Origin of the sequence: Citrobacter sp. MGH110 (genome assembly GCF_001037515.1) — a bacterium.
Lineage (GTDB): Bacteria > Pseudomonadota > Gammaproteobacteria > Enterobacterales > Enterobacteriaceae > Citrobacter > Citrobacter portucalensis.
Map to the genome: position 1 here is coordinate 72,182 of NZ_KQ089832.1, position 18,303 is coordinate 90,484.

17 protein-coding genes are annotated in these 18,303 nt (G+C 52.6%); 8 read left to right on the top strand and 9 right to left on the bottom strand.

What is annotated here, in order from left to right; genetic code table 11:
* Positions 1–19 precede the first annotated feature (19 nt).
* The 7 genes from aroB to SK38_RS20400 all read right to left on the bottom strand — a co-directional run bounded on the left by aroB (position 20) and on the right by SK38_RS20400 (position 5,402).
* Positions 20–1,108 carry a 3-dehydroquinate synthase gene (gene aroB, locus SK38_RS20370; protein ID WP_003827681.1) on the bottom strand — a complete coding sequence of 363 codons (1,089 nt, stop codon included), beginning with the start codon at positions 1,106–1,108 and terminating at the stop codon, positions 20–22.
* 57 nt (positions 1,109–1,165) lie between these two features.
* Entirely contained in the window at positions 1,166–1,687 is a 522-nt protein-coding gene (gene aroK / locus SK38_RS20375) for a shikimate kinase AroK (RefSeq protein WP_003023552.1), read from the bottom strand.
* Between the two features lie 404 nt (positions 1,688–2,091).
* On the bottom strand, positions 2,092–3,339 hold the full coding sequence (gene hofQ / locus SK38_RS20380; protein WP_075553077.1) for a DNA uptake porin HofQ: 1,248 nt from the start codon (positions 3,337–3,339) through the stop codon (positions 2,092–2,094).
* A complete protein-coding gene (locus SK38_RS20385; protein ID WP_048215406.1) occupies positions 3,242–3,655 on the bottom strand; it encodes a HofP DNA utilization family protein in 414 nt (137 codons plus the stop codon). Before SK38_RS20385 ends, hofQ begins: the two co-directional genes overlap by 98 nt.
* Positions 3,645–4,100, bottom strand: a complete 456-nt coding sequence (locus SK38_RS20390; RefSeq protein ID WP_048236939.1) for a HofO family protein — start codon at positions 4,098–4,100, stop codon at positions 3,645–3,647. Before SK38_RS20390 ends, SK38_RS20385 begins: the two co-directional genes overlap by 11 nt.
* The gene (locus SK38_RS20395) at positions 4,084–4,623 is read right to left on the bottom strand and encodes a PilN domain-containing protein (protein WP_048236940.1); all 540 of its coding nucleotides are present in this window, start codon (positions 4,621–4,623) and stop codon (positions 4,084–4,086) included. The genes SK38_RS20390 and SK38_RS20395 overlap by 17 nt, the downstream gene beginning before the upstream one ends.
* Entirely contained in the window at positions 4,620–5,402 is a 783-nt protein-coding gene (locus SK38_RS20400; RefSeq protein WP_048236941.1) for a type IV pilus biogenesis protein PilM, read from the bottom strand. Before SK38_RS20400 ends, SK38_RS20395 begins: the two co-directional genes overlap by 4 nt.
* 120 nt (positions 5,403–5,522) lie before the next feature.
* On the opposite strand from SK38_RS20400, the gene mrcA reads away from it, so the two are divergent.
* On the top strand, positions 5,523–8,075 hold the full coding sequence (gene mrcA / locus SK38_RS20405) for a peptidoglycan glycosyltransferase/peptidoglycan DD-transpeptidase MrcA (protein WP_003827669.1): 2,553 nt from the start codon (positions 5,523–5,525) through the stop codon (positions 8,073–8,075).
* 105 nt (positions 8,076–8,180) lie between these two features.
* Here mrcA and nudE read toward each other — a convergent pair whose 3' ends face one another.
* Positions 8,181–8,741: an ADP compounds hydrolase NudE gene (nudE, locus tag SK38_RS20410; protein WP_048236942.1), complete on the bottom strand. Its 561-nt coding sequence runs from the start codon at positions 8,739–8,741 to the stop codon at positions 8,181–8,183.
* A gap of 322 nt (positions 8,742–9,063) precedes the next feature.
* Here nudE and igaA point away from each other — a divergent pair, with 322 nt between their 5' ends.
* The 4 genes from igaA to hslO all read left to right on the top strand — a co-directional run bounded on the left by igaA (position 9,064) and on the right by hslO (position 13,245).
* Positions 9,064–11,199, top strand: coding sequence for an intracellular growth attenuator protein IgaA (gene igaA / locus SK38_RS20415; protein ID WP_032945218.1), 2,136 nt, complete (start codon positions 9,064–9,066; stop codon positions 11,197–11,199).
* A gap of 62 nt (positions 11,200–11,261) precedes the next feature.
* Positions 11,262–11,930, top strand: coding sequence for a GMP/IMP nucleotidase (yrfG, locus tag SK38_RS20420; RefSeq protein ID WP_016157638.1), 669 nt, complete (start codon positions 11,262–11,264; stop codon positions 11,928–11,930).
* Positions 11,931–11,940: 10 nt separating this feature from the next.
* Positions 11,941–12,342, top strand: coding sequence for a ribosome-associated heat shock protein Hsp15 (gene hslR, locus SK38_RS20425; protein WP_003837900.1), 402 nt, complete (start codon positions 11,941–11,943; stop codon positions 12,340–12,342).
* A gap of 24 nt (positions 12,343–12,366) precedes the next feature.
* Positions 12,367–13,245 carry an Hsp33 family molecular chaperone HslO gene (gene hslO, locus SK38_RS20430; RefSeq protein WP_003023531.1) on the top strand — a complete coding sequence of 293 codons (879 nt, stop codon included), beginning with the start codon at positions 12,367–12,369 and terminating at the stop codon, positions 13,243–13,245.
* A 109-nt stretch (positions 13,246–13,354) separates the two neighbouring features.
* Here hslO and SK38_RS20435 read toward each other — a convergent pair whose 3' ends face one another.
* On the bottom strand, positions 13,355–15,073 hold the full coding sequence (locus SK38_RS20435) for a DUF4153 domain-containing protein (protein WP_048236943.1): 1,719 nt from the start codon (positions 15,071–15,073) through the stop codon (positions 13,355–13,357).
* Between the two features lie 378 nt (positions 15,074–15,451).
* On the opposite strand from SK38_RS20435, the gene pckA reads away from it, so the two are divergent.
* The 3 genes from pckA (at position 15,452) to nadS (ending at position 17,863) form a co-directional block, all read left to right on the top strand.
* Positions 15,452–17,074, top strand: a complete 1,623-nt coding sequence (pckA, locus tag SK38_RS20440; RefSeq protein WP_048236944.1) for a phosphoenolpyruvate carboxykinase (ATP) — start codon at positions 15,452–15,454, stop codon at positions 17,072–17,074.
* A 122-nt stretch (positions 17,075–17,196) separates the two neighbouring features.
* Positions 17,197–17,514 (top strand): type II toxin-antitoxin system RelE/ParE family toxin, encoded by a 318-nt coding sequence (locus SK38_RS20445; protein WP_047408175.1) that lies wholly within the window; start codon positions 17,197–17,199, stop codon positions 17,512–17,514.
* Between the two features lie 52 nt (positions 17,515–17,566).
* Positions 17,567–17,863: a NadS family protein gene (gene nadS, locus SK38_RS20450; protein ID WP_048236945.1), complete on the top strand. Its 297-nt coding sequence runs from the start codon at positions 17,567–17,569 to the stop codon at positions 17,861–17,863.
* Positions 17,864–18,303 lie beyond the last annotated feature (440 nt).

Sequence of the window (18,303 nt, forward strand, 5' to 3'; positions counted from 1 at the left end):
AGCCTGACCTTTCTTGTTGTTACGCCTGCTGGCAATCAGCAATAGCGTTAAGAACCACCTCGTGCGACACTCCGCCGCGCACTTCACTCTTCCCTATCGCTCGCGGAAGCACCAAACGAATCTCTCCCGCTAACACTTTTTTATCTCGCAGCATGTGCGGCAGATAAGCCTCGGTGGACATTTCACGCGGCCCATTCACCGGTAAGCCAGCTCGCTGTAACAGCGTAATGATGCGCTGCGTATCAGCGGAGGTGAACTGACCCAAACGTTCTGACGTACGGGCAGCCATTACCATACCTGCTGCGACTGCTTCACCATGTAACCAATTGCCATAACCCATTTCAGCTTCGATCGCATGGCCAAACGTGTGTCCCAAATTCAGTAAAGCACGTAAGCCCATTTCACGCTCGTCTGCTGCGACAACTTCTGCTTTCAGCTCACAACAACGACGGATACAGTAAGCCATCGCCGGACCATCCAGACGCAGTAACGCATCCAGATTGTCTTCCAGCCAGCTGAAAAATTCGCCGTCAAGAATGATGCCGTATTTGATCACTTCCGCCAGCCCCGATGCCAGCTCACGCGCAGGAAGCGTTTTCAGACAATCGAGATCCACCACCACGGAGGCCGGTTGGTAAAACGCGCCAATCATGTTTTTACCGAGGGGATGGTTTACGGCGGTTTTGCCGCCAACGGAGGAGTCGACCTGCGACAACAGAGTTGTCGGGACTTGAATAAAACGAACACCACGTTGATAGCTGGCTGCCGCAAAACCGGTCAGATCGCCAATCACGCCGCCGCCAAGGGCAACTAACGTGGTATCACGACCGTGCGGTTTTTGCAGTAACGCGGTGAAAACCGTATCCAGAACCGTCAGGCTTTTATACTGCTCGCCATCGGGAAGGATAACGCTATCAACGTTAACACCCGCCTGTTCAAGTACGCCGCGAACCTTATCGAGATAAAGGGGAGCCAGGGTTTCGTTGGTCACCAACATAACCTGATCGCCCGATTTCAGCGGTAAGAATGAAGCTGGCTCATTGAACAAACCAGCCGCGATGGTGATAGGGTAACTACGTTCCCCGAGAGTGACTGTGATCCTCTCCATTACGCGACATCCACCTTAGTTACTTGTACCCGCAGACGAGTGTGTATTCAGCCAGAATTAGTTGCTTTCCAACATATGAATAATCTGGTTTGCTACGACTTTTGCGCTCTGATCGTCGGTGCGAATGGTCACGTCAGCAATCTCTTCGTACAGAGGATTGCGTTCGTCAGCCAACGCTTCCAGAACTTCACGAGGCGGTGATTCTACCTGCAGCAGCGGGCGTTTCTTGTCACGTTGAGTACGTGCAAGTTGTTTTTCAATTGTCGTTTCAAGATAGACCACGACGCCACGCGCGGAAAGACGGTTACGTGTTTCACGTGATTTTACAGAGCCACCGCCAGTTGCCAGCACAATACCCTGTTTTTCCGTCAACTCGTTGATGACTTTTTCTTCGCGATCACGGAAGCCGTCTTCACCTTCTACATCGAAGACCCAGCCCACATCAGCTCCGGTTCGTTTCTCAATCTCTTGATCAGAATCGTAAAATTCCATATTGAGTTGTTGAGCTAACTGGCGCCCAATAGTGCTTTTTCCGGCACCCATAGGCCCAACCAGAAAGATATTGCGTTTCTCTGCCATTTTTTCGGTACTACTAAGACTATTCGTTAATGGTAAACCCGCTTCGCAGACACCCAGCGCAGCAGGACATGAACTGAAACCTCATAAGATATTGCGAGAGTCAGACTGAAAATTATCTCAATACTCAAGCGGGTTTGGCAACTGAATAAATCACCAAACCTAACGCATTTCTGGTCGTGGCAGGCATGCTACCCTGCAAACATCAGACCTGGCGACGTATCGCGCAGTCAAATGACACCCAATAAGCCTATGGCACACCACCGGAAAGGCAAAGCGTATTCACTGCCGCATAAGTAAAGAAAAGTACCGACGCTCAAATCGGTACTCCTTGTATGCTAAATACACCCTCACGTCAAATCCCTGAAACGTGTTCAGTGCAAAAACAACGGCTTTTCATGCATAAGTTATTCCGTTGAAACCAGTCTGGGCGTAATAAAGACCACTAATTCGCGCCGTTCGTCTTCTTTACCATCATGGCGAAAAAGAGAGCCAAGCCAGGGAATGTCGCCTAATAGCGGCACGCTGTCGGCTGCGGATTTATTCTTATGTGAAAAAATCCCGCCAAGCGCAATCGTCTCGCCGCTTTTTACCTCGACCTGCGTTTCAATCTCCTGCTTGTCGATAGCCAGCACTTCGCCATCTGCCTGCTGTAGAACCTGTCCGGGAACATTCTGGCTGATATGCAGTTTCAGCCTGATTCTCCCTTTCTGCAACACCGTTGGTGTTACCTCCATCCCCAGTACCGCTTCCTTGAACTCGACGGATGTCGCACCGCTTTCACCGCTGGAGACCTGATAAGGGATCTCACTGCCCTGCTTAATACTGGCAGGTTGCAGGTGAGATGCCAGTAATCGTGGGCTGGCGATGATATCCAACTGCTGTTTTTGCTCCAGCGCAGACAACTCCAGTTCCAGTAAACGACCGTTAATGCGGCCAATATTAAATCCCACACGGGATGTGGCGGTGGCTACAGAAAGGTCGCTGGCGAGCGTCGTGACATTCCCAACCGCCCCCGATTGTTGTGCGTCAGCCAGCGACCACTTCACCCCCAGCTCGCGCAAACTTTTTTCATTTATGGTGACGATATGCGCCGCCAGTTCGACCTGGGCCACCGGCAAATCCATTTCCGATACCCACTTTTCCAGGGTGTTAAGCGCAACGCTATTATCACGCAGCAGTAAGCGGTTGGTCCGTTTATCCACCGTCATGCTTCCTTTGGCACTGAGCAGCTTTTCTCCTGCTTTTGCCAGCTCGGCAGCATCGGCATAGTGCAAAATAATGCTGCGCTGCTCCAGCGGCATACTGGCCTGAATCCGCGCCTGTTCATTGTCCTGGCGGGCCGCATTTTCACTCTGCCATTGAACAGAATGTACATGCAGGATGTTTCCCTCCTGGCGTAATACCAGTCCGGCACTTTTTACCACCGTCTGCAATGCCTGCTTCCAGGGGACATCCGTCAAATGCAGCGACAGCACACCGCTGACATCTGGCGAAACCACCAGGTTTTTCTGTTCCTGTTCAGCCAGCGCCTGCAATACCTGAGTAACCGGCACATCATCGACCACCAGCGTCACGTTTTGCGGTTTCGTCGCCAGCGCGCTCGTTATCCCGACCACCAGCGCTATTACTATCCACGCTATCCATCGCTTCATTTACCGCTCCTTGTCGTTGCCACTGCCACCGCGGCGGTTCGCAGTTTTTTTCTGTGTCGAGGGTTATGTTCTGGGCCGTTATCTGCGTAATTGTCCAACCGTTTTTCAGGACGTCATTTGGCTTAACCCGCCGCCATTTTTTCTGGCTATCCTGAACGATGCCAATGGGTCGCGTGCCCTGGCTCACCATGCCCTGAAAACGCCATGTCGACAGCTCAGCAATTTGGCAACGGTCCTCCGGCGGCAGGAAGGGATTACGCATACCGGTGAGCATCAGTACGCTTACGCATATCAACAGCCAGCGTTCAACCGTCATTCAGACGCTCCAGCTGTAGCGTTAGCAGCAGCTCCGTGTCTTCTGTGCTAAGCGAAAATCGGCTGACGTTCATCCCCTGAGCCGCCAACTGGACAAACGTCTGCGGGATAGCATCCCAGGCCGATATCAGCGCCATCTCTCCGCCTTGCGCAGAGGGTTGCCAGTGGATAAGACGAGTAAGTGAAGTCTGAAACAGTAGTGGAGAGAACAGGGTCAGTTTCTCTTCCGGCTCTGCTGGTGATGCCGCTAACAGATAGACATCTCGCCATTGCATCTGAATAGCTGCCCGTTGCTGGACCAGCGTCTCGCGTTGCATCGTCCGCTCCCGCGCTACGGGATAAAGACATAACGTCACCAGTATGAGTAGCCCCAACATCCAGCCGCACCAGCAGATGAGTCGAAAGCGCGGCGACTGCGCTAACCAGACATCACAGAGCGTTATCATGCGCACCGCTCCGTGTCAGTCGATAGTGGAATTGCCAGCGTCCCTGCGCATCCTGCTGCGTTTCACCGGAGCTGCTCAACTGAAATAATGGCCGCTGGCGTAATTGCGTTTCCAGAGTCTTCAGCGCGGCAAAGTTCAGCGTGTTTCCCGTCAGTTCCAGCGTGTCCTGTTGCCAGGTCATTTTTGTTAACCACGCCTGCTCAGGCAGTAATTCCGCCAGCTCTTGCAAAACCGACTGCCAGCTTCGGGTCTGCTCACGCTGTTTGTTCCGTGCCTGCACCTGTTGCCATCGTTGCTGGCGCTGCTGCATACGCGGCTTTAGCGCCATTAAGGCCTCGACACGCGTCTTTTCGGCATCTGCCAGCAACAATTCAGCCCGATTTTCTACACTCAACACGCTGTAATTGCGCAACAACACGCCAATACTAAGCAGTAGCGAAGCGCTAAATAAGATGCCCCAGAAGCGCAGGCAAGCGTAACGCCGAGTCTGACGCCAGGGCAGAAGATTAATGGTCGCTATCATCGGTACGAGCCTCCCATAGCGAGTCCCAGCGCAATGGCGAAGTGATGGCTTTGCGTTGGAATGGGCGGCTGGCGTACAGACACGGCGCTCAAAGGATCGAAGCCGCCAGGGGAGCATTGCGCAATGGCTGTCGTGGGCAGAGATAATGTCGTGGCAAGCTCATCGATACTGCCAATATCGCCCGTTGATTTACGTCCCCATGCCGAACGGGTCGCCCATAACCACTGAGGGTCATCACGCCATACCAGACACTGCTGATGTTCTGGCAAGAAGGGAATAAATCGCTGTAACGCGCTGGCATCCGGTGTAATCGCCGTAACCTGCACCTTCAGGGTTTGGATAAGCGTCAGAAGCGCTGAAATCTCTTTGCTTTGCGCAGCAGTGACGTTAAACGCCGGGCTCAACGTGTCTTCGCTATAATCAAAATGCAGCGCATCCGGCGCCATATCCAGTTCACGCGCCATCGAACCGGACAACCATGCGGTTTGCTCTGGCTCGCGTAACGTCATTGTCGGACGAGGAAACTTTTTTTGTAACGTCCTGTTGGCGGGAAAAGAGAGATGAATATGGTGTCGGCGAGGAAGCTCCCGGCTCCACGGCAGCAGCGCGGCGACCAGCTGTTCAGGCTCGCGAATGTGGCCATCGACGATAGCCTGAGGCGTCAGCGGTATACGCCACCAGCGTTGCAGATACCAACCTGATGCTTCGCGAACGATAGCGACAGCCAGCGCTTCATGTTGCTGAATATGCAGACCAATTTTCCAGATATTGAAAGCCATTGCTGATGATCTCCTTATCACCCGTCGCTTTAACGGGTATATCAATGCGTCTGGCTTGCCTTTATACTACCGCGCGTTTGTTTATAAACTGCCCAAATGCCACTAAATGGGAAATCTCCAGTGAAGTTCGTAAAGTATTTATTAATCCTTGCAGTATGTTGCATCCTGCTGGGAGCAGGCTCGATTTATGGCCTTTATCGCTATATCGAGCCGCAATTACCTGACGTCGCGACGCTCAAAGATGTGCGTTTACAGATCCCGATGCAGGTTTACAGCGCTGACGGCGAGCTAATCGCGCAATATGGCGAGAAACGTCGAATCCCGGTCACGCTGGATCAGATGCCGCCGGTAATGGTTAAAGCCTTTATCGCCACAGAAGACAGCCGCTTTTATGAGCACCATGGGGTAGACCCGGTGGGGATCTTCCGTGCGGCCAGCGTCGCATTGTTCTCTGGTCACGCGTCGCAAGGGGCGAGTACCATTACCCAACAGTTGGCGAGAAACTTCTTCCTGAGCCCGGAACGTACGCTGATGCGTAAGATCAAAGAAGTGTTCCTGGCGATCCGCATTGAGCAACTGCTGAGTAAAGATGAGATCCTCGAACTGTATCTGAACAAGATCTATCTGGGGTATCGCGCCTATGGCGTGGGTGCTGCCGCGCAGGTCTATTTCGGTAAGACGGTGGATCAACTCAGCTTAAGTGAAATTGCGGTGATTGCCGGTCTGCCAAAAGCGCCGTCAACCTTCAACCCGCTCTATTCGATGGACCGTGCAACCGCGCGACGTAACGTTGTACTGTCGCGTATGTTGAGCGAAAACTACATCACGCAAGCCCAGTACGATCAGGCGCGCGGCGAGGCCATTGACGCTAACTACCACGCGCCGGAAATCGCTTTCTCTGCACCGTATCTGTCTGAAATGGTGCGCCAGGAGATGTATAACCGTTATGGCGAGAAAGCCTATGAAGACGGGTATCGCATCACCACCACCATTACGCGCAAAGTACAGCAGGCAGCTCAGCAGGCAGTACGTAACAACGTGATGGATTACGACATGCGCCACGGCTACCGCGGCCCGTCGAACGTGCTGTGGAAAGTGGGCGAAAGCAGTTGGGACAGCAAGAAAATTACCGATACGCTGAAAGCGCTGCCGACTTATGGCCCCCTGCTGCCGGCGGTTGTTACCAGCGCCAATCCACAGGAAGCCATTGCCGCGCTGGCGGATGGTACATCAGTGTCATTACGGATGGATGGTATGCGCTGGGCGCGTCCTTACCGTTCGGATACTCAACAAGGCCCAACGCCGCGTAAAGTGACCGACGTAGTACAGACTGGCCAGCAAATCTGGGTACGCCAGGTGGGAGATGCCTGGTGGCTGGCGCAAGTGCCGGACGTCAACTCAGCCCTGGTCTCCATCAATCCGCAAAACGGTGCGGTGCTGGCGCTGGTTGGTGGTTTTGACTTCAACCAGAGCAAGTTTAACCGTGCAACCCAGGCGTTACGCCAGGTGGGCTCCAACATCAAGCCATTCCTGTATACCGCCGCGATGGATAAAGGTCTGACGCTGGCGAGCATGCTCAACGACGTGCCGATCTCCCGCTGGGATGCCGGTGCTGGTTCCGACTGGCAGCCGAAGAACTCCCCGCCGCAGTACGCCGGTCCTATCCGCTTACGTCAGGGGCTGGGTCAGTCGAAAAACGTGGTGATGGTACGCGCCATGCGCGCTATGGGCGTGGATTACGCGGCAGAGTATCTGCAACGTTTCGGTTTCCCGGCACAGAACATTGTGCATACCGAGTCACTGGCGCTGGGTTCGGCTTCGTTCACGCCGTTGCAGGTGGCGCGCGGTTACGCGGTGATGTCTAACGGAGGCTTCCTGGTCGATCCGTATTTCATCAGTAAGATCGAAAGCGATATGGGCGGCGTTATCTTCGAAGCGAAGCCAAAAATTGCCTGCCCGGAATGCGATATTCCGGTGATTTACGGCGATACCCAGAAATCTAACGTGCTGGAAAACAGTAACGTAGAAGATGTCGCCGTCTCGCAGGAACAGCAGAATGCCGCCGTGCCTATGCCGCAGCTTGAGCAGGCGAACCAGGCTCTGGTCGCGCAAAGCGGCACACAGGAGTACGCTCCGCACGTGATCAACACGCCGCTGGCCTTCCTGATAAAAAGCGCGCTGAACACCAATATCTTTGGTGAACCAGGCTGGATGGGAACCGGTTGGCGCGCAGGTCGCGATTTACAGCGTCATGATATCGGCGGGAAAACCGGGACTACCAACAGCTCTAAAGATGCGTGGTTCTCCGGTTACGGACCAGGGGTAGTAACGTCGGTATGGATCGGCTTTGATGACCATCGCCGCAACCTTGGTCATACAACGGCTTCCGGCGCGATCAAAGACCAAATCTCCGGCTACGAAGGCGGTGCGAAGAGTGCGCAGCCTGCATGGGATGCTTACATGAAATCCGTGCTGGAAGGTGTGCCTGAACAGCCGCTGACGCCACCGCCGGGTATCGTGACGGTCAATATCGATCGCAGCACAGGACAACTGGCGAGCGGTGGCAATAGCCGCGCAGAGTACTTCATTGAAGGCACTCAGCCGACGCAACAGGCGGTGCATGAGGTGGGGACAACCATTATCGATAATGGTGAGACACACGAACTGTTCTGATCGATTGCCGGATGGCGCTTCGCTTATCCGGCCTACAATTTCGGTACAATTATTTGATCTTCCGGAATTTTGTAGGCTGGATAAGGTATCAGTTGGCAATCGTAATTAAAGCCGTCCCTGCCCTTTCAGCCATTCGCGTACGAGGAACAGCGCACTGACATTACGCGCTTCGTGAAAATCAGGGTCTTCCAGCAGGTCCATCAAATGCGCCAGCGGCCAGCGCACCTGCGGTAATGGCTCAGGTTCATCACCCTCCAGCGATTCAGGATATAAGTCCTCTGCCACCACGATGTTCATCTTGCTGGAGAAATAAGATGGCGCCATGCTGAGTTTCTTTAAAAACGTCAGATCTTTTGCGCCAAACCCCACCTCTTCTTTCAGCTCCCGATTCGCCGCCTCAAACACGCTTTCGCCAGGATCGATTAATCCCTTGGAAAAACCCAGTTCGTAGGACTCGGTCCCGACCGCGTATTCGCGAATAAGGATCAGATGGTCGTCAACAATCGGCACAATCATTACCGCTTCACGCGTGGATGGACGCATACGTTCATAAACGCGGCGTACGCCATTGCTGAACTCAAGGTCCACGCTTTCGACCTTAAACAGCCGGGATTGGGCGATGGTTTCCACTTTCAAAATCGTGGGTTTCTGTAATGATTTGCTCATTGTGAGGATCTTTGCTGTGAAATCTGGGGTTATTGTGCGATATACCGCACGGTTTCGGCAATGTGAATTGCCGTTTATTTACATTTATGTAACGTACTAAAAGTTAATCCCTATTTCAAATTAAAAGTCAATAGGTTGAAATAACTCCAGGAATTTGCTGATATTCCATTTTTGGTGATTTTGCTATGATTCGCATTTACTGGGCTGTACTTAAAGATGCTCAAGTTCGACTCCACACTTGCCGATAGCCAACCACAGAATCACGAATATTGAACAGGGTGCGACTGACCACGCCTGACAGACTAAGTAAGATGGGGAAAGCATGAGCACCATTCTGATTTTTTTAGCTGCTTTGCTGGCCTGCTCATTGCTTGCAGGATGGCTACTCAAATCAAAATCCAGGCAGAAAAATTTACCCTTGAGCAGCGTCTTCTCAGACGCCTCGAAACGTAAACTCACACCTGAAGAACGCAGCGCAGTCGAAAACTATCTCGAAAGCCTTAGTCAAATTCAGCAAGTACCCGGTCCCACAGGAGCCAGTGCTGCACCGGTCTCATTAACGTTGAATGCCCAAAGTAATAGCGTCATCGTGCTTACTCGTTCGATTACACGTTACGGCATTACCACCGACGATCCTAACAAATGGCGCTACTATCTTGATTCCGTTGAGGTACATCTTCCCCCTTTCTGGGAACAATACATCAACGACGAAAACAGCGTTGAGATAATCCACACCAATACGATACCGCTGGTTATCTCGTTGAACGGCCATACGCTGCAGGAATATATGCAGGAAGCGCGAGGTTATGCGTTACAGCACACCGCTTCTACCCAGGCGTCCATTCGTGGTGAAGAAAGTGAGCAGATTGAACTGCTGAATATTCGCCAGGAAACCCATGAAGAATATGCGCTCAGCCGCCCTTCGGGATTGCGCGAGGCGTTACTGATAACCGCCTCATTCCTGCTGTTCTTTTTCTGTTTGGTTATCCCGAATACGTTTGTTCCGTGGGCAGTTGGTGGCGCGGTGTTGCTGTTAGCTGCGGGTCTGTGGGGATTGTTCGCCCCGCCGTCCAAAAGCGCCCTGCGGGAAATTCATTGTCTGCGCGGTACGCCACGTCGCTGGGGGTTATTTGGCGAAAACGACCAGGAACAAATTAATAATATCTCGCTGGGTATTATTGATCTGATCTACCCACCTCACTGGCAACCTTACATCGCCCAAGACCTTGGCCAGCAAACGGATATCGATATTTATCTCGATCGCCACGTTGCCCGCCAGGGGCGTTTTTTATCTCTGCACGATGAAGTGAAAAACTTCCCGTTACAGCACTGGCTGCGCAACGCCGTCATCGCAGGCGGCTCGTTGCTGGTACTGCTGATGCTGCTGTTTTGGATCCCGCTGGATATGCCGATAAAGGTCACGCTCTCCTGGATGAAGGGCGCGCAAACTATCGAAGCTACCAGCGTTAAACAGCTCGAAAACGCGGGCGTTCGCGTGGGTGACACGCTGCACCTGAGTGGTACGGGTATGTGTAACATTCATACCCAAGGAAGCTGGAATGCGCAGCCTGCCACGCCGTTTATGCCTTTCGATTGCTCGCAAATTATCTGGAATGACGCGCGCGCATTGCCGCTGCCTGAGTCTGACCTGGTGAACAAGGCTACCGCGCTCACACAGGCCGTGAGCCGTCAGCTGCATCCCAAACCTGACGATGACTCTCGCGTCAGCGCATCGCTACGCTCAGCAATCCAAAAGTCCGGCATGGTATTACTGGACGATTTTGGTGAGATTGTCCTGAAAACGGCCGATCTGTGTGCTGCCAAAGATGAATGTGTGCGCTTAAAAAATGCGCTGGTTAACCTCGGTAACAGTAAAGACTGGGCCGCGCTGGTGAAACGGGCAAACGCAGGCAAACTGGATGGCGTGAACGTGCTGCTGCGTCCGGTAAGCGCAGAGTCACTGGATAATCTGGTAAATACCTCTACGGCACCGTTTATTTCACGCGAGACTGCACGAGCAGCCCAGGCGCTGAATAGCCCTGCCCCTGGCGGTTTCCTGATTATCAGCGATGAAGGCAGCGATCTGGTCGATCAGCCGTGGCCGACGACCTCGCTATATGACTATCCACCTCAGGAACAGTGGAACGCCTTCCAGCGCCTGGCACAGATGCTAATGCAGACGCCGTTTCGCGCGGAGGGGATCGTCACCAATATTTCGACTGACGCCAATGGCACCCAGCACATTGGACTGCACCGTATCCCGGACCGCTCAGGTTTATGGCGCTACCTTGGCACGACGCTGCTGATGTTCTCCATGCTCGGATGCGCTATCTACAACAGCATACAGGCATTCAGACGCTACCAGCGTCACCGCACCCGCATCGCGGAAATTCAGAGCTACTATGAAAGTTGCCTCAATCCAACACTGATTGACAACCCGGAAAGCCTGATTCGATAACACGCTCGCGCGACAGGATATGCTACCCTGTCGCGCATCATGTTTTCTTCTGGGGAGTTTCCATGCAGATCAATATTGCCTGGCAGGATGTCGACACCGTGTTGTTAGATATGGACGGCACGCTGCTCGACCTGGCATTCGATAACTATTTCTGGCAAAAACTGGTGCCGGAAACCTATGGCGCGAAGCAGGGTATCTCTCCTCAGGAAGCTCAGGACTATATTCGTCAGCAGTATCATGCCGTGCAGCATACGCTAAACTGGTATTGCCTTGATTACTGGAGCGAGTGCCTGGATCTGGATATTTGCGCCATGACCACGGAACAGGGACCGCGCGCCGTTTTGCGCGAAGATACCGTACCGTTTCTTGATGCCTTAAAAGCCAGCGGCAAGCGCCGCATTTTGCTCACCAACGCGCATCCGCATAATCTGGCGGTGAAGCTTGAGCATACCGGTCTGGCCTCACACCTTGATTTATTACTTTCCACCCACACATTTGGTTATCCCAAAGAGGATCAGCGGTTATGGCACGCTGTGGCTGAAGAAACGGGAATGAGTGCAGAGAAGACGTTGTTTATTGACGACAGCGAACCCATTCTCGACGCCGCTGCTCTGTACGGTATTCGTTACTGCCTCGGCGTGACCAATCCCGACTCCGGCATCGCCGAAAAACAGTACGCACGCCATCCGTCACTGAATGACTACCGCCGACTGATCCCCTCACTGATGTGAAGGAGACGCCATGAAAGAAAAGCCCTCTGCTGAAGTTAGGCTGGATAAATGGCTGTGGGCTGCACGCTTTTACAAAACGCGTGCGCTAGCCCGCGAAATGGTTGAAGGCGGTAAGGTGCACTACAACGGCCAGCGCAGCAAGCCAAGCAAGATTGTCGAGCTGAACGCCACCCTCACCCTTCGCCAGGGAAATGACGAACGAACAGTCATTATCAAGGCCATTACCGAGCAGCGTCGCCCGGCAACGGAAGCCGTTACGCTGTATGAAGAAACCGCGGAAAGCGTGGAAAAACGCGAAAAAATGGCGCTGGCGCGTAAACTTAACGCGTTAACCATGCCGCACCCGGACAGACGACCGGACAAGAAAGAGCGCCGCGATCTGTTACGATTTAAACACGGCGACAGCGAGTGACTGTCACCTGCAAGAGAGATGATTATGCCGCAACATGACCAATTACATCGTTATCTGTTTGAAAACTTTGCCGTGCGCGGCGAGCTGGTGACCGTATCGGAAACCCTGCAACAGATCCTCGAAAATCATACTTACCCGCAACCGGTCAAAAACGTACTGGCTGAGCTGCTGGTTGCCACCAGCCTGCTCACCGCCACGCTGAAATTTGCCGGTGATATCACTGTGCAGTTGCAGGGTGATGGTCCGCTGAGCCTGGCCGTCATCAACGGCAACAACAATCAGCAGATGCGCGGCGTGGCCCGCATGCAGGGTGATATTCCTGAAGATGCCGATCTGAAAACGCTGGTGGGCAACGGTTACCTGGTGATCACCATTACCCCGGAAGAAGGCGAGCGTTATCAAGGCGTGGTCGGTCTGGAAGGTGACACGCTGGCAGCGTGTCTGGAAGATTACTTCATGCGTTCTGAACAGCTGCCGACACGCCTGTTCATCCGCACTGGCGACGTTGATGGCAAACCCGCTGCTGGCGGAATGCTGCTGCAGGTAATGCCGGCGCAAAACGCGCAGGCAGATGATTTCGATCACCTGACAGCCCTGACCGAAACCATCAAAGCCGAAGAGCTGCTGACGCTGCCTGCCAACGAAGTGCTGTGGCGCCTGTACCACGAAGAAGAGGTTACTCTCTACGATCCGCAGGACGTTGAGTTCAAATGCACCTGTTCACGCGAACGCTGCGCGGGCGCACTGAAAACGTTGCCGGACGAAGAAGTGGACAGCATTCTGGCGGAAGAAGGCGAGATCGATATGCACTGCGATTACTGCGGTAGCCACTATCTGTTTAACGCCATGGATATTGCTGAGATCCGCAGCAATGCCTCCCCTGCCGATCCACAGGTTCATTAATCACTGTCTTGCCTGATGGCACGGCGCTTATCAGGCCTACGGAAAATCTGTCGTAGGCCTGATAAGACGTTCGCGCTGCCATCCGGCAAAAACGATGTCGGCAACACACTCACTCGGTGTAATAGGTCATCGGCAGTCTTTTGCCATCAATAGTGATATCCCGCCAGATTCTGGGGGCTGAGCCCAGTTGCTGATTCGCCACCGCCTGCAGCAATTTATCCTTAGTGAATCCTTCAGGTAGCCTGGCAACAGCTAACAAATCCCATTTGTTTTTTTGCATGCCGAAGATCAGACTCTCCCCATCGCCAAAGGCATATAACACCTGCTCAGGATGACCATCCGCATTGAGGTCCTGACTCACCAGTACGCACGCATTCTGCTCAGCACAAGAGGTGATGCGATACCCCTGTGTTTTGACAAACGCCCAGAACGCATCGTCTGGCTTCTGGCTCCCCGGAGCCATCACAACCTTCGATACTAACTGTGTTGCGGTTAGCTCTTTAACCGGATCCCGGCGCCCTTGCAGCAGAGAATTCAAGTCGCGTCTGCGTTTACTGTCTTGATTAAACGCCACATCTTTTTGTAATGCTTCCAACGCTGCGCGCCCCGGTTTTCCGCTGTGATCCAACATATACAGGCTGACTTGATCCGGTTTAATTTTCCCGCTGTGATACAGCCCCATATGGCTGTTAACGCTGATGCGCCAGGCATCAATAACCGGCGATGACAGCAGAACCAACAGCCCCAATGCCAGCAACGAAACGCCAAGAATGACCGGCCCCTGAAGCTCAAGCGGATTGCGCCCGCGGCGCAAAATGCTGGCCAGATAGCCAAACGACCATACCAGCAGTACCACGACCACCAACACGCCATACAAACGCTCAGGCGTCCAACCGTACTGCTGTATTCGCACCCACAGTGACCAACCGGCAATCAGCATATAGATGGGCGCGACAATCAGAGAGCATTTGATCAGGTAGCGTAACGCGCCAGGATAGGGTAACGCCTCTTTTTGCGGTTCACGCACGATAGCCATCAACAGCAACAGGAGCAGCGTCAGCGTTGACATCAACCCGGCCGCAGACACGCGTTGCGAAATAGCCTCCAGCCCGGTGAAGGGTAAGGTCAGTATGAACATCAGCGCCAACAGCGCGACCAGAGGTAACAGACCGGTGGCGATAAACGTCAGTAATTTTTGTACCGCCGTGACCAGACGCGACTGTGTTCGGGCCAGTACCACTGCCAGTGCGGTAATCAGACCAAAGGCCACATAGCCAAACCAGTCGGTATCAAAGAAGAGCGTGCTGAAGAAGGGAATACCGACCAGCTTAAACATCTCGCTCCATAGCAGGAGCACCAGCCAGAACAAACCGTTGGCGACAAAGACAATCAGCAACGTCAACGCATTAAGCCACAATTGCCGATAAAAATGCGGGTAACGCGCCTGCTCACGAGAGACATGAAGCGAGTACTGAATCCAGGGCAAAGCAAGCATCGCCATCAGCAGTAAGCGCCAACCGTAGAACATAAAAACTTCATGTTGCCGCCACTTATCACTGTCCTCGACTTGCCACTTTAGCCAGACGCTCATCGCCAGCACCACAACAAAGATCAGCGCCATCCAGTACCACAGCGCGCGTTGTTTGAAAGAAACAACAGTAAGCAAAAGTGCCGAGGTGATCGCAATCGTCGCAGGCATGCCATAGAACAGCCAGCCCTCATTATGGGGCGCCAGATATGTCATCAGCAGATAGCATAATGTCCCCTGCAACAGGCCGATGAATATCATGCCCCAACGCGTCGTACGTGAAATTTCAGCACTATCCATGTCAGTATCCAGAATGAAGGGAAAAGCTAATTATCGCATCAACTTCACAATTTTGAGCATTGATAGAGCGATTTCAGACCACGACGACGGGAAGTGAATCGATATTGTTTATGTATAAGCCACACTCATTTCTTACGTGAATGCGATTACACTCACAAGATTCCCGCCAAAAACACTCTCCATTAACGTTTTAAGAACATTTTCCACAACAAAAAAGGGTTTCCTGCCATAATATCTGCCTCTTTGTGACAGGAGTCGCAGCGCATTCGGTCGCCCGTGATTTTCCCGGATGCGTAAATCTATGAGCCTTGTCGCGGTTAACAATCCCTAAAAAACCTTACTATTCCAGGTAATACATATTGGCTAAGGAGCAGTGAAATGCGTGTGAACAACAGTTTAACCCCGCAAGATCTCAAGGCTTATGGTATCAATGACGTTCAGGATATCGTTTACAATCCAGACTACGACATGCTTTTCCAGGAAGAACTTGATCCAAACCTGGAAGGTTATGAACGTGGCGTATTAACGAATCTGGGCGCCGTTGCCGTTGATACCGGTATCTTTACCGGACGTTCGCCAAAGGATAAGTACATTGTCCGTGACGACACCACGCGCGACACGCTGTGGTGGTCCGACAAAGGTAAAGGTAAGAACGACAACAAACCGCTCTCCCCGGAAACCTGGCAGCATCTGAAAGGATTAGTCACCCAGCAACTTTCCGGCAAGCGCCTGTTTATCATTGATGCTTTCTGCGGCGCTAACGCCGATACCCGTCTTTCCGTGCGCTTCATTACCGAAGTTGCCTGGCAGGCGCATTTTGTCAAAAACATGTTCATCCGCCCAAGCGACGAAGAGCTGGTTGATTTCAAACCTGATTTCATCGTGATGAACGGCGCTAAATGCACCAACCCACAGTGGAAAGAGCAGGGTCTGAACTCAGAAAACTTCGTGGCTTTCAACCTGACTGAGCGTATCCAGTTGATTGGTGGCACCTGGTACGGCGGCGAAATGAAGAAAGGTATGTTCTCCGTAATGAACTACCTGCTGCCGCTGAAAGGCATTGCCTCCATGCACTGCTCGGCTAACGTCGGGGAAAAAGGTGATGTGGCAGTCTTCTTTGGCCTGTCCGGCACCGGTAAAACCACGCTGTCCACCGACCCGAAACGTCGCCTGATTGGCGATGACGAACACGGCTGGGATGACGACGGTGTGTTTAACTTCGAAGGCGGTTGCTACGCGAAGACCATCAAACTGTCTAAAGATGCCGAGCCGGAAATCTACAACGCGATCCGTCGTGACGCGCTGCTGGAAAACGTCACCGTGCGCGAAGATGGTTCCATCGATTTCGATGATGGTTCAAAAACTGAGAACACCCGCGTTTCCTACCCGATTTATCACATCGATAATATCGTTAAGCCGGTGTCAAAAGCGGGCCATGCTACCAAAGTAATCTTCCTGACTGCCGACGCATTTGGCGTGCTGCCGCCGGTTTCTCGCCTGACAGCAGACCAAACGCAGTACCACTTCCTGTCTGGCTTCACCGCCAAACTGGCCGGTACCGAACGCGGCGTCACCGAACCGACCCCAACCTTCTCTGCCTGCTTCGGCGCAGCATTCCTGTCTCTGCACCCAACGCAGTACGCAGAAGTGCTGGTGAAACGTATGCAGGCGGCAGGTGCACAGGCGTATCTGGTTAACACAGGCTGGAACGGTACCGGCAAGCGTATCTCTATCAAAGATACCCGTGCGATTATCGACGCCATCCTGAACGGTTCGCTGGATGACGCGGAAACGTTCCGTCTGCCGATGTTTGACCTGGCTATCCCGACCGAGTTGCCGGGCGTGGACACTCGCATTCTCGATCCGCGGAATACCTACGCGTCTCCGGAGCAGTGGCAGGAAAAAGCCAATGCGCTGGCGAAGCTGTTTATCGAGAACTTCGAGAAATATACCGATACCCCTGCAGGTGAAGCGCTGGTTAGCGCCGGACCGAAGCTGTAATTTTTGATTCGTTATATAGCCCCTTATCCGAGAGGATAAGGGGTTTTTTATTGTGTCTATCTTTTAAAATGTACTCCGTACACCTATAATCTGTACTATCAACCCCATGCGCAGGACGCGCTATGTTCACATTTATTGAGCTACAAGGATTTAGTAAACGCCGTCCGTTACTTTTGCCTGACGATGAGTTTCGCGCCTTTCAAGAGACGCTTATAGAGAACCCTGAGGCTGGAGATACTATCGCTGGTACAGGTGGATTCAGAAAAATTCGCTGGAGCCGCTCTGGTATGGGCAAACGCAGCGGTATTAGGGTTATTTATTACAACGTGACGCGCAAAGGTCGAATCTATCTCGCTTTGCTCTATCCTAAAAATGAACAGGATGATTTAACCGAAGAGCAAAAAAGAGTTTTAATGCACTTATCCAATATGCTGATTTAATCATGGGAATTTTAATCATCAGGACACCGCTATCCGGTGTGGTGAGGCCAAAATGAAAGACGAATTATTTGCCGATTTGCTGGCCAGTGCAGAAGAAATGGTGCGTATAGAGAAGGGTGAAGAAACACCTAAGCCTGAACATGTACATACCTTTAGCGAAATTGATGTTAAAGCCATCCGCGAAGCAACAGGGTTACGCCAACAGGATTTTGCCATCGCCGTTGGCGTGAGTTATGACCTGGTTAAAAGCTGGGAAACGAAACGACGCCAGCCCACAGGAGCACCCAGAAAACTGCTTTTATTAATTCAAAGAAATCCTTTTATAATTAATCAATTAAAAGCAATTTAAGTCCGTTATTTTACGGCCTATCCCGCAAACAAAAAGGGAGGCATTTCGCCTTAATGCCAGTCAGTTAGCGCCTCAGTTTCAGTAAACTGGCGGAGGTAAAGAACATGCTATCCCGGAGATAGAGTTCCGTTCAGCTCATGCTCATTGTTTCTCTGAAACACGGATTCCCGTGAACGTGTAAAGGGCGTTTTCCGCCACGCCCTTTACAATCCCGGCTCCCGGCGGGAAAATTGTTGCTACGCAATACCCTCCGCTTATTCCTCCAGGCTTCCGGGCCGGGCGCGAGGAAGCGTCCCTGCAAAGCGCGCCCTGAGCCAGCATCCATGCTGGCTCTCCCGGCCTTACGGAAACACGTCGGCAATTTTCAGCCGGACCAGCCGCGCCTGACCACCTGAGCTTTTACTTGAATACCTGTGAACAGCAAAACGGATGTAGCTGAA